The following is an 11,715-nucleotide window of genomic DNA, read 5'->3' on the forward strand; positions in this document are numbered from 1 at the left end:
TCGGGATACGCGTTCGCCCGCCACCGGCGCGCGGTCCGCCGCCTTCTCAAGGACGCCGAGTCGGGCCGCCTCCCGGCGGGCTGCGCCTCGGCGACCCTGCTGGACAGGCCGGCGGCCACGACCCTGTCCGCCATCACCTTCACGGGCGGCACGGCCTGACGCCCTCCGGGTGGCACGCCATCGAGCGCTCCGGGCGGTACGCCCTGATGCGCTCCGGCGACAGGCCTTAGGGTGCTGCGGCAGGCAAGCAGGTGAGTGGAGGGGTGGAGCGAGTGGACACAGCATGGCCCGGCAACGAGCTCGAAGAGGTGCTCACGGCCTCGCTCGGGAACGACACCGCGGGCGGGCGGCTCGTGGAGGTGCTCGGGCGCAGCCAGGTCTGGGTGCCACTGCCCCAGGGCGGCGGCCCCGACAGCCGGAGCCTCGATCTGCCGACGATGGAGATCGAAGGCGCCCCGTACGTCCCGGTGTTCAGCTCCGAGCAGCAGTTCATGGGGTGCGTCGGCGCCCATATGCCCTTCACCGTGGCCCCGGCGCGCGAGTTCGCGCGCGGGCTGCCCCCGCAGCTCGGGATCGTCGTGAACCCCGGCGGCGCGGTCGGCGTGCCGCTGCCGCCGCTCGCCGTCGCCGAGCTGTGCCGGGTGGGCCGCACCCCGCTCGACGGCCCCGCCACCGGCGGCCGGGTCCGGCTCTTCCAGCCGGACTGGCAGGAGGACCCGGTCGACTTCCTCGCCGCCGCCTCCGCCGAGTTCGAGGCGTCCGGGGTCGTGGCCTCCGCCCGCCGCGCCCTCGCCAGCGTCGAGGCGGAGCCGCCCGTCCTCTTCGTGGGCGTCCAGCTCGCCTCCTGGGAGGAAACGGACCGCAACGCGCCGATGGACGCGCTGGGCCGCGCGCTGGGCCGGGTCCAGGTGCCCTGGCCGGTCAACCTCGTCCTCCTGGACATGACACAGGACCCGGTCGGCACGTGGATGCTGGAGCGCGTGCGGCCCTTCTACCAGCGGGGGTAGGCGTGATCCTGGCGTGCGGGCGGGCGCGCCCCTGGACGCGCGGCCACGCGGTCGGGTCACTGTCGGCGGCGCCGCCTAAGCTGGTTTCATGACGGGCCGCGCCGCGTTGCGGGGGGAGACGGTCGAATGGTGGATCGAAGAGGGGCGGGACCCAGGGTGAGCGCGTCAGGTACCGCGGCGGCCGGCCGGGCCGAGCAACTGCTCCGCCAGGTGACGCCAGGACGCTACGACGCGTACGAGGCGCTGCTCCAGGCCCTGGCGGAGGACCGGATCTGGATGCTCCTCTGGCAGGGCCGCGCGGGCTCGCCCGACGCCCAGTACGGCAACATGCAGGTGGAGGGCCTCGGGTACGCGCCCTGCGTGACCTCCGCCCAGGAACTGGCGGCGAGCGGCTGGACCCGTACGCACGAAGTGGTCACGGGCCGCGACATCGCCCGCGTCCTGTATCCGGACCGCTGGGGGATCTGGCTCAATCCGCACACCCCCGGGGGCGGCGTCGGCATCCCCTGGCTCGACCTGCGCCGGATCGCCACCGGCCTCGACCGGATGCCCGCGGGACCCCTGCGGCTGTCCGAGCCGGCCGTCGAGATCCCGCAGTTCTACGCCCAGCTCACCCAGAACGCGCACCGCACCCCCGCGGTCCGGGCGCTGCGCCGCGCCTGGGTCCAGCCGGCGCTCGGCGCCCCGTACCTGGCCATCGGCCTGGACCTGTACGACACGAGCCCGGCGTCCGTGGACTCCGTACGGACGATGATGCGGCAGTCGGTCGGCTCGGTCCCGGAGGGGCTGCCCGTCTCGACGGTGGCGATGTCGGACGACTACGACCCGGTGACGATGTGGCTGCGGGCCAACACCCGGCCCTTCTACGACCGCGAGGCGCACGCGTCCCCGGCCCCGGCGACGGGGTACGGATATCCGCCACCCGCGTCCCGCGCCTACTGACCGTCCGGCGCTCACGCAGCGTCGCACGCTCACTGAGACGGAGCGCTCCGCACAGAGCGTGCACACTACATCCACCGGTGTCCGGCAAAACGGATATAGCGGGCGGAGGATCGGCCTGGACGCGCGTAGAGCCGCCCGGGTCGTGAGCTTGGGTGCGTAATGTCCGCTCTTCGCCGAAAGGTGGGGTGTTGGCGCGCTTGATGGTCATATCGCCGTCAATGACAGTCGTCCGCCCATGGTTACCCGCAGTCCGGATAACGGAACACCTCTAACAGCATCACGGTTAGGCATCCATTCCCCTGGGGGGCTGGCGGGTGATCACAGCGGCAATGAAGACTCCCCGCATGCATGGCCTTTCGGGCCTGTGTGCGAGTAGCTCGGCCCGCGTGACGGAGTCAGACCACTGCTCGCGCTGCTTAAGGGAACGGGCCGCTACAGCGGCAAGTGCGGGCCGGTCACCGCCGGTTGAGAGAGGGTTTCTGCCACGATGACGGCACCATTGCACGAGCCGACCACCGAAACGGCCCCGAGCGCGACTGAAGAAGTCGCCGCCGTTGCGGGGAAGTCGGTCCAGGGGCGTTCCCTCAGCCGGATCGCCTGGGGGCGCCTGAAGCGGGACAAACTGGCTCTCGCCGGCGGCACCGTCGTGCTTCTGCTGATCCTGGTCGCGATCCTCGCGCCCCTGATCACCCACCTCGCGGGCCAGTCGCCGGACGACTACCACGAAGACCTGATCGACCCTCTCTTCTCGACCCCGACGGGATCCTTCGGCGGCATCAGCGGCGACCACTGGTTCGGCGTCGAGCCGGTCAACGGCCGCGACATCTTCGCCCGGATCGTCTACGGCGCCCAGGTCTCGCTGCTGGTCGGCTTCCTCTCCGCCCTCGTCGCGGTGGTCTTCGGCACGATCCTCGGGGTCCTCGCCGGCTACTTCGGCGGCTGGCTGGACTCGCTCATCAGCCGCGTGATGGACATGCTGCTCTCGTTCCCGCAGCTGCTCTTCATCATCGCCCTCGTCTCCGTCATGCCGAACGACATGCTCGGACTGAGCGGCAGCGGTGTGCGGCTCCTCGTGATGATCCTGGTGATCGGCTTCTTCGGCTGGCCGTACGTCGGCCGTGTCGTCCGCGGCCAGACGCTCTCCCTGCGCGAGCGGGAGTACGTCGAGGCGGCCCGCAGCCTCGGCGCCGGGCAGACGTACATCCTGTTCAAGGAGCTGCTGCCCAACATCATCGCGCCGATCATCGTCTACACCACGATGATGATCCCCACGAACATCCTCACCGAGGCGGCCCTGAGCTTCCTGGGTGTAGGGGTGAAGCCCCCCACCGCTTCATGGGGGCAGATGCTCTCCTCCGCGGTGAGCTATTACGACTCGGATCCGATGTACATGATCATCCCGGGTCTGGCCATCTTCATCACCGTGCTCTCCTTCAACCTCTTCGGCGACGGCGTGCGTGACGCGCTCGACCCGAAGGGTTCGCGCTGAACTGCGGTACATCAAAGCCCGCCCGTCCATTCCACACGGGCAGTTACTCACACGGAGGATCCGAGATCGTGACATCCCTACGCACCAGAGGTCGGCGCAAGCAGGTCTTCGCCGCTGCGTTCGTGTCCGCGGCACTGCTGGGCACCGCGGCGTGCGGCGGCGGCAGCGACTCGAAGGACGAGGGCGGCAAGAGCGCCGCCGCCGGCTTCGACGCGGGCAACAACAAGATCGCCAACCCTTCCGACAAGAAGGGCGGCACGCTCAAGTTCGCGAGCGTCCAGGACACCGACTCCTGGGACACCACGCGCGCCTACTACGGCGTCGTGTGGAACTTCATGCGGTACTACAGCCGCCAGCTGGTGACCAACAAGGCGGAGCCGGGCAAGCCCGGCGCCGAGGTCACCCCGGACCTGGCGACGGGCCTGGCGAAGGTCTCCCCCGACGGGAAGACCTACACGTACACCCTGCGTGACGGCATCACCTGGGAGGATGGCAAGACCATCACCTCCGAGGACGTCAAGTACGGCATCGAGCGCCAGTGGGCGCAGGACGTGCTGTCCGGCGGTCCGGTCTACCTGAAGGACGTCCTGGACCCGAAGGGCGCCTACAAGGGCCCGTACAAGGACACGTCCAAGGACGGCCTGAAGGCCATCGAGACGCCCGACCCGAAGACGATCATCTTCCACCTGCCGAAGCCGAACTCGGACTTCCAGGAGATGCTCGCCCTCACCTCCTCGTCCCCGGTCCGCAAGGACAAGGACACCAAGTCCAAGTACGGCCTGCACCCGTTCTCCTCGGGCCCGTACAAGTTCGAGTCCTACACGCCCAACAAGGGCACGGTGCTCGTCCGCAACACCGCCTGGAAGCAGTCCTCGGACCCGGTCCGCAAGGCGCTCCCGGACAAGATCACGATCACGCTCTTCACGAACGCCGACGAGATGGACAACCGTCTCCTCGCGGGCGACTACGACCTGGACTTCTCGCAGACCGGTCTCTCCCCGCAGGCGCGCATCAAGGCGCTCAAGGAGCACAAGAACAACCTGGACAACCCGGTCTCCGGCTACATCCGGTACGCCTCGTTCCCGCAGATCGTGAAGCCGTTCGACAACATCCACTGCCGCAAGGCGGTCATCTACGGGGCCGACCACAAGTCGATCCAGACCGCGCGTGGCGGCCCGCTCGCGGGCGGCGACATCGGCACCAACATGCTGCCCCCGTCGGTCCCCGGCTCCGAGGGCCAGAAGTACGACCCGTACAACGTGCTCGCGAACGACGGTACGGGCGACATCGCGAAGGCCAAGGAAGAGCTCAAGGCCTGTGGTAAGCCCAACGGCTTCAAGACCACCATCGCGGTCCGTAACAACAAGCCCGTCGAGGTCGCCAGCGCCCAGTCGCTCCAGGCGTCGCTGAAGAAGATCGGCATCACCGCCGAGCTCGACCAGTACGACGGCGCTCAGACCTCGGGCATCATCGGTAACCCGACGATCGTCAAGAAGAAGAACTACGGCATCATCATCATGGGCTGGGGCCCCGACTTCCCGTCGGTCCAGGGCTATGGCGTTCCGCTGTGGGACAGCAAGTACATCCTTCCCAGCGCGAACAACAACTTCGCGATGATCAAGGACCCGAAGATCGACGCCAACTTCGACAAGTTCGTCACCGAACTGGACCCGGCGAAGAAGGCCTCCATCGCGACCGAGATCAACCACCAGGTGAGCGAGGGCGCGTACTACCTGCCCTTCACCTTCGAGAAGTTCATCAACTGGCGTTCCACCCGGCTGACCAACGTCTACACGACGGACGGGTACAGCGGTAACTACGACTTCACCAGCCTGGGCGTTGTGAAGTAACCACCACCGGTACACCCGCCGTACGGCACGAAAGGCAGGTGAAGGCCGGCGTGGCGTGATCGCGGGCCACCGGACGAACTCCGGTGGCCCGCGGTCCCGCCGCAGGGCCGAGAGCAGTGCTCGCATACCTCATCAGGCGGCTCATGGCCGTCGCAGTGATGCTGGTGGTCATCATGTTGGTGGTCTTCTGCATCTTTTTCCTTGTCCCCAAGTGGGCGGGCGTCGACCCGGCCACGATGTACGTGGGCAAGACGTCCGACGCCGCGGCCGTGGAGGCCATCCGGCAGAAGCTCCAACTGGGCGACCCGATCTTCGTCCAGCTCTGGGAGTTCTTCAAGGGCATTTTTGTCGGGCGCACCTACTCGGCCGGCGGAGACGTCACCAACTGTGCCGCTCCCTGCTTCGGTTACTCGTTCCGCAGCGAGCAGGCCATCTGGCCGGTGCTCACCGACCGTCTGCCGGTGACCCTGGCGCTGGCGCTCGGTGCGGCCGTCCTGTGGCTGGTCTTCGGCCTCGCGGCGGGTGTCCTGTCGGCGCTCAAGCGCGGTTCCTTCTGGGACCGCGGCGCGATGCTCGTCGCGCTGAGCGGCGTCTCGCTCCCCATCTACTTCACCGGTCTGCTCTCGCTGGCGATCTTCCACTACAGCCTGGGCTGGCTGGACGCCTCGTACGTACCCCTGGCGGACAGCTTCACCGGATGGTTCGGCGGCATGATCCTGCCCTGGGTCACGCTCGCCTTCCTGTACGCGGCGATGTACGCCCGCATCACCAGAGCCACCATGCTGGAGGTGATGGGTGAGGACTACATCCGCACCGCCAGGGCCAAGGGCCTGAGCGAACCCGTCGTCATCGGCAAGCACGCCATGCGCTCCACGATGACGCCGATCCTCACCCTGCTCGGCATGGACCTCGGCGCCCTCATCGGCGGCGCGATCCTCACCGAGACGACCTTCAGCCTTCCCGGCCTCGGCCAGGCCGTGCTCAAGGCGATCAACGACCGGGACCTGCCGGTGATCCTGGGCGTCACGCTGATCACGTCCCTCGCGGTGATTCTCGCGAACCTGGCCGTGGACATCCTGTACGCCGTGATCGACCCTCGAGTGAGGCTCGCATGACCGACCTGAGCAGGACGGGCTCCGCCATCGGCGAGCCCGTCGCCGGGGGCACCCGCCCCTCCGAGGCCTTTCTCGACGTACGAGACCTCCGCGTCCACTTCCCCACGGACGACGGTCTCGTGAAGTCGGTCGACGGGCTCAGCTTCCAGCTGGAGAAGGGCAAGACCCTCGGCATCGTCGGCGAGTCCGGCTCCGGGAAGTCCGTCACCTCGATGGGCATCATGGGGCTGCACACCACCGGACAGTACGGAAAGCGCAAGGCGCAGGTCTCCGGAGAGATCTGGCTGAACGGCGAGGAACTGCTCACCGCCTCACCGGACCGGGTGCGCAAGCTCCGCGGCCGGGACATGGCGATGATCTTCCAGGACCCGCTGTCGGCCCTGCACCCGTACTACACCATCGGCAAGCAGATCATCGAGGCCTACCAGGTCCACCACAAGGTGGACAAGAAGGCCGCGCGCCGCCGTGCCATCGAGATGCTCGACCGCGTCGGCATCCCGCAGCCCGACAAGCGGGTGGACTCCTACCCGCACGAGTTCTCGGGCGGTATGCGGCAGCGCGCGATGATCGCGATGTCGCTGGTCAACAACCCCGACCTGCTGATCGCCGACGAGCCCACCACGGCTCTCGACGTGACGGTCCAGGCCCAGATCCTGGACCTGATCCGCGACCTCCAGAAGGAGTTCGGCTCCGCGGTCATCATCATCACGCACGACCTGGGAGTCGTCGCCGAACTGGCCGACGACATCCTCGTGATGTACGGCGGCCGGTGCATCGAGCGCGGGCCCGCCGAGAAGGTCTTCTACGAGCCCCGGCACCCCTACACCTGGGGTCTGCTCGGTTCCATGCCGCGCATCGACAGGGAACAGACCGAGCGCCTCATCCCGGTCAAGGGCTCCCCGCCCTCCCTGATCAACATGCCGACGGGCTGCGCCTTCAACCCGCGCTGCCCGTACGCCGACGTACCCAAGGGCAACATCACCCGCACCACGCGGCCCGAGTTGACCCAGGTCGAGACGGGGCACTGGGCGGCCTGTCACATGTCGGAGCAGGACCGGGACCGCATCTGGACCGAAGAGATTGCGCCCAAGCTGTGAGCGAGGACAAAGACGTGACGATTCCCGCCCAGAGCGCCGGCGCCGGCCTCCTGACCAAGGACCCCGCCCCGGGCGAGACCCTGCTCAAGGTCACCGGGCTCCAGAAGCACTTCCCCATCAGGAAGGGCCTCCTCCAGCGCCAGGTCGGCTCGGTCAAGGCCGTGGACGGCATCGACTTCGACGTGCGCGCCGGTGAGACGCTGGGCGTGGTGGGCGAGTCGGGCTGCGGCAAGTCGACCATGGGCCGGCTGATCACGCGTCTGCTGGAGCCGACCGGCGGTCAGATCGAGTTCCAGGGCCGTGACATCTCGCACCTGGGGGTGCGCGGGATGCGCCCGATGCGGCGCGACGTCCAGATGATCTTCCAGGACCCCTACTCGTCGCTGAACCCGCGGCACACGATCGGCACGATCGTGTCCGCGCCGTTCAAGCTCCAGGGCGTCGAGCCCGAGGGCGGCGTCAAGAAGAAGGTCCAGGGACTGCTGGAGCTGGTGGGGCTCAGCCCCGAGCACTACAACCGGTACCCGCACGAGTTCTCCGGCGGCCAGCGCCAGCGCATCGGCATCGCCCGCGCGCTCGCGCTCAACCCCAAGCTCGTCGTCGCCGACGAGCCGGTGTCCGCGCTGGACGTGTCGATCCAGGCGCAGGTGGTCAACCTGCTGGACGACCTCCAGGACGAGCTGGGCCTGACGTACGTGATCATCGCCCACGACCTGTCGGTCATCCGGCACGTCTCGGACCGGATCGCTGTCATGTACCTCGGCAAGATCGTGGAACTGGCGGACCGCGAGTCGCTGTACGCGGCTCCGATGCACCCGTACACGAAGGCCCTGATGTCCGCGGTGCCCGTGCCGGACCCGCGGCGGCGCGGTGCGAAGAGCGACCGCATCCTGCTCAAGGGTGACGTACCGTCGCCGATCTCGCCGCCGACCGGGTGCCGCTTCCACACGCGGTGCTGGAAGGCGACGGAGATCTGCAAGACGGTCGACCCGCCGATGCAGTTGCTGAAGCCGGGCCAGCAGGTGGCGTGCCACCACCCGGAGAACGCGCCGGACCAGGCGCCGCAGGACACGGTGCTGCTGTCGGCCGCGCGGGACGCGATCGAGCTGGTGGACGTGACGCCGAAGGCGGCGGAGCCGGCTGCTTCCGGGACCGCTCCCGAGGCGCCTTCCGGGACGTCTCCCGAGGCGGGCGACGCGCAGAGCACCACCAAGGAGTAGCCGGGCGGAGAAGAGGCGGGCCGGGAGTCTTCTGATACCCCGGCCCGGGGCGCCCGGCACAATGACCGGGTGCTCCACGACCTCATCACCCCCTCCGTCCAGCACGCCCTGGACCTCGCCGGGATCTTCGTCTTCGCGATATCCGGCGCCCTGCTCGCCGTCCGGAAGAACTTCGACGTCTTCGGCATGGCGGTGCTCGCCGAGATCACCGCGCTGGGCGGGGGGTTGCTGCGCGACCTGGTCATCGGGGCCGTACCGCCCGCGGCCTTCACCGATCTCGGCTACTTCTCCACCCCGCTGGTGGCGACCGCGCTGGTGTTCTTCCTGCACCCCCAGGTCGAGCGGATCCAGGGCGCGGTGAACGTCTTCGACGCGGCGGGGCTCGGACTCTTCTGCGTCACCGGTACGACCAAGGCGTACGACCACGGTCTGGGCCTGACGGCGTCCGCGGCGCTGGGGCTGGCGACGGCGGTCGGTGGCGGGGTCCTGCGGGACGTCCTGGCCAACGAGGTGCCGTCGTTGCTGCGGTGGGACCGGGACCTGTACGCGGTGCCGGCGATGGTGGGGGCGGCGGTGGTGGCGCTGTGCATACGCTTCGACGCGCTGAACGGACTCACGAGCGGGCTCGCCGTGGTGACGGCGTTCGCGCTGAGGCTCCTGGCGATGCGCTTCCACTGGCGGGCGCCGCGGGCGTGGCGGCGGCGGTCGTCCGGCGCGGGTCACTGATGGTCGTCCACGTCAGGAACCGGCGAAGTGGGTACGGCTCAGCGCGAGGAGGTTTCGCTGGGCCTCGGCATCGTGGGACACCAGGGGTGTGGCTGATTCGGTGTCACGGATGAAGTAGCGCCCGGTGACGCCCGCGAGGCCGGGGTCGGTGGCGAGGCGGGTCGCGGTCCTCGCACCTTCGGCGGGGGTGAGCAGGCCGCGGCGGATCAGGGTGCGCACCGGGCGGAGCAGAGGTGGCACCAGGTCGTCGATGATGTCGGTGGCGACGATCCCGGGATGGAGCGCGTTGACGCTCACCCCGTCGGTGGCGAGGTCACGGGCGAGTGCGTATCCGGCGGTGACGGTCATCAGTTTGGCGCGTGCGTACGCCTCGAACGGTATGAATCCGGCCGGGGGGTTGAGTGCCGCGAGGTCGTCGACGCCGGCCAGGTCCAGGGTGGCGGGGCGGGGGCGGCCCGCGATTTTGATCTGTCTGGTGTCGTTGAGGGTGTCGCTGGCGACGTTCACCACGCGGGCCCGGCCGCGGCGCAGCGGTGCCTCCAGCAGGGTGGTGAGTCCGTAGGCGGCGAGGTAGTCGAGGGCGATGTGCATCTCGACGCCGTCGGCCGAGACGCGGTGGTCGGAGAAGTGCGCGCCGGCGTTGTTGACGAGGATGTGGACCTGGTCGTGGCGGTCCCGGATGGTCCGCGCCGCTCTCACCACGTCCGCGCGCCGGGACAGGTCGCCGGGAATGACGTCGAGGCGGTGCGCCGCCTCCGAGCCGAGGCTCGCGCGCAGGGCGTCCGCGCGGGACGGGTCGCGGGCGACGGTGACCACGTGGGCGCCCGCGCGGGCGAGGTCGGCGGCGATGACCCGGCCCATGCCACCGGTCGCGCCGGTGACGACGGCGACCTTGTGCCGCAGGTCGGGGACGGCGGCGTTCATCGGGTGATCCTCGGGAAGGCGCGGGTGTACCGCGGGGTCTCCGCCTCGTCCACCAGGAACGCGGCGAGATCGGCACGGCCCACGGAACTCCACAGCCGGATCGGCAGGTCCGTGCCGGCGCGGTAGTTCCCGGTCGGGTCCTGGTCCGACAGTTTCGGCGGCCGCACGATCGTCCAGTCCAGACCGGAGCCGGTGATGAGGGGCTCCATCGTCTCCTTGTCACGCATGCGGTCGGCGACGCCCGCCCACACCGCCTTCGAGTACAGCGACGCGTTGTGCGTCTCCAGCACCCCGTACGCGCTGACGGCGATCAGCCGGTCCACTCCGGCGGTCCGCATCGCCGCCACCGTCGAGCGCATGCCGTCGGTGCAGACCGTCGTCGGCCCCTTGGCGGCCCCGCCGAGGGCGCTGATCACGACGCTGCGGCCGGGCGGGGTGCGGGTGAGGGTGCGGCTGAGCGCGTGGGTGAGGGCCGACGTGTCCGTCACCTCGGGCCAGACCAGCTCCTCCAGGCCGTCCCTGGGCGCGAACGTTCCCGTACGGCGGACCAGGGCGACGGTGTGGTGTCCGCGCCGGAGGGCCGTGGACACCACGTGCTGTCCTGTGGCACCGGTCGCGCCGAGGACGACCACGGCCTTGCGTTGTGATACATCGTGTCTCATAGGTGAAGGATGCATGTCCTGCGTGCTGCGAGTCAAGTTGTCTCATAAGATTGACCCGTGACGAGCGAAACAGACCCCCGCTTCCTGCGGAGCCGCGAGGCGATCCTGAACGCGGCCCGCCAACTGCTCCTGGAAGGCGGCCCGACCGCGGTGACGCACGCCCAGGTGGCCGACCGGGCGGGAGTGGGACGCGCGACGGTCTACCGCCACTGGCCTCAGGCCGAACCTCTCCTCCTTGAGGCGATGTCCGGCGTTCCGATGCCGTTCCTGGACCGGCCCACCACTCCTACCCGGGAGTGGCTCCGCCGGGAACTGACCGCGATCGCCCGTCAGCTCGAACTCGACGACGTGCGCGCGGTTTCCACGACCTTGGCCAACGCGGCGCTGTGGGACGAGGTCATGGACCAGCGCCGCGCGCAGTTCGCGGCGATCCTTGCCGACCGGCTTGCCTCCGCCCTGGACGACGCGCAAGCGCGGGGGGAGGTCGTGCTGGGGCTCCCCAGCCGGGAGGCTGCCGCGATGGTGATCGGGCCGCTGTATTACCGGGCGACTATCGAGCGGGCTTCGGCGGGGGTGGGGCTCGTCGATGCGGTGATCGCTGCGGTTGGGGTGTGGCGTGGTGAGTGAGTTGCCTCTGCCGCGGTGTCCGTTGCGCTTACTGATGTCCTCAATCGCCGGACGGG

At 69.2% G+C, this 11,715-nt stretch carries 11 protein-coding genes and 1 pseudogene; 10 read left to right on the forward strand and 2 right to left on the reverse strand.

What is annotated here, in order from left to right; genetic code table 11:
• From GT042_RS18595 to GT042_RS18635, 9 genes and pseudogenes are all read left to right on the forward strand, one after another.
• A pseudogene (locus GT042_RS18595) lies at positions 1-159 on the forward strand (ATP-binding protein); the annotation flags it as partial.
• A 113-nt stretch (positions 160-272) separates the two neighbouring features.
• Positions 273-1,007, forward strand: a complete 735-nt coding sequence (locus GT042_RS18600; protein WP_161309846.1) for an enhanced serine sensitivity protein SseB — start codon at positions 273-275, stop codon at positions 1,005-1,007.
• A gap of 156 nt (positions 1,008-1,163) precedes the next feature.
• Positions 1,164-1,949: an enhanced serine sensitivity protein SseB C-terminal domain-containing protein gene (locus tag GT042_RS18605; RefSeq protein ID WP_161309847.1), complete on the forward strand. Its 786-nt coding sequence runs from the start codon at positions 1,164-1,166 to the stop codon at positions 1,947-1,949.
• Between the two features lie 487 nt (positions 1,950-2,436).
• Positions 2,437-3,438 (forward strand): ABC transporter permease, encoded by a 1,002-nt coding sequence (locus tag GT042_RS18610; protein ID WP_161309848.1) that lies wholly within the window; start codon positions 2,437-2,439, stop codon positions 3,436-3,438.
• Between the two features lie 68 nt (positions 3,439-3,506).
• Positions 3,507-5,288 carry an ABC transporter substrate-binding protein gene (locus tag GT042_RS18615; RefSeq protein WP_161309849.1) on the forward strand — a complete coding sequence of 594 codons (1,782 nt, stop codon included), beginning with the start codon at positions 3,507-3,509 and terminating at the stop codon, positions 5,286-5,288.
• Positions 5,289-5,404: 116 nt separating this feature from the next.
• On the forward strand, positions 5,405-6,403 hold the full coding sequence (locus GT042_RS18620) for an ABC transporter permease (RefSeq protein WP_161309850.1): 999 nt from the start codon (positions 5,405-5,407) through the stop codon (positions 6,401-6,403).
• Positions 6,400-7,500: an ABC transporter ATP-binding protein gene (locus GT042_RS18625; RefSeq protein ID WP_161309851.1), complete on the forward strand. Its 1,101-nt coding sequence runs from the start codon at positions 6,400-6,402 to the stop codon at positions 7,498-7,500. The genes GT042_RS18620 and GT042_RS18625 overlap by 4 nt, the downstream gene beginning before the upstream one ends.
• A 14-nt stretch (positions 7,501-7,514) precedes the next feature.
• Entirely contained in the window at positions 7,515-8,720 is a 1,206-nt protein-coding gene (locus GT042_RS18630; RefSeq protein ID WP_345943827.1) for a dipeptide ABC transporter ATP-binding protein, read from the forward strand.
• Positions 8,721-8,789: 69 nt separating this feature from the next.
• The gene (locus GT042_RS18635) at positions 8,790-9,446 is read left to right on the forward strand and encodes a trimeric intracellular cation channel family protein (RefSeq protein ID WP_161309853.1); all 657 of its coding nucleotides are present in this window, start codon (positions 8,790-8,792) and stop codon (positions 9,444-9,446) included.
• Positions 9,447-9,458: 12 nt separating this feature from the next.
• On the opposite strand, the gene GT042_RS18640 is transcribed toward GT042_RS18635, so the two are convergent.
• Together GT042_RS18640 and GT042_RS18645 are read right to left on the reverse strand one after the other, a co-directional pair.
• A complete protein-coding gene (locus tag GT042_RS18640; protein WP_161309854.1) occupies positions 9,459-10,370 on the reverse strand; it encodes an SDR family NAD(P)-dependent oxidoreductase in 912 nt (303 codons plus the stop codon).
• Positions 10,367-11,032, reverse strand: a complete 666-nt coding sequence (locus tag GT042_RS18645) for an NAD(P)H-binding protein (RefSeq protein WP_161309855.1) — start codon at positions 11,030-11,032, stop codon at positions 10,367-10,369. The genes GT042_RS18640 and GT042_RS18645 overlap by 4 nt, the downstream gene beginning before the upstream one ends.
• Positions 11,033-11,089: 57 nt before the next feature.
• Here GT042_RS18645 and GT042_RS18650 point away from each other — a divergent pair, with 57 nt between their 5' ends.
• Positions 11,090-11,659, forward strand: a complete 570-nt coding sequence (locus GT042_RS18650; protein ID WP_161309856.1) for a TetR/AcrR family transcriptional regulator — start codon at positions 11,090-11,092, stop codon at positions 11,657-11,659.
• Positions 11,660-11,715 lie beyond the last annotated feature (56 nt).

This window comes from Streptomyces sp. SID3212 (assembly GCF_009865405.1).
Classification (GTDB): Bacteria; Actinomycetota; Actinomycetes; order Streptomycetales; family Streptomycetaceae; genus Streptomyces.

What these genes read in the sequence shown, in the direction of transcription:
- GT042_RS18610 (WP_161309848.1), top strand. Translation starts at nt 2,437, where the DNA reads ATGACGGCACCATTGCACGAGCCGACCACCGAAACGGCCCCGAGCGCG.
- GT042_RS18625 (WP_161309851.1), top strand. Translation starts at nt 6,400, where the DNA reads ATGACCGACCTGAGCAGGACGGGCTCCGCCATCGGCGAGCCCGTCGCC.
- GT042_RS18640 (WP_161309854.1), bottom strand. Translation starts at nt 10,370, where the DNA reads ATGAACGCCGCCGTCCCCGACCTGCGGCACAAGGTCGCCGTCGTCACC.
- GT042_RS18645 (WP_161309855.1), bottom strand. Translation starts at nt 11,032, where the DNA reads ATGAGACACGATGTATCACAACGCAAGGCCGTGGTCGTCCTCGGCGCG.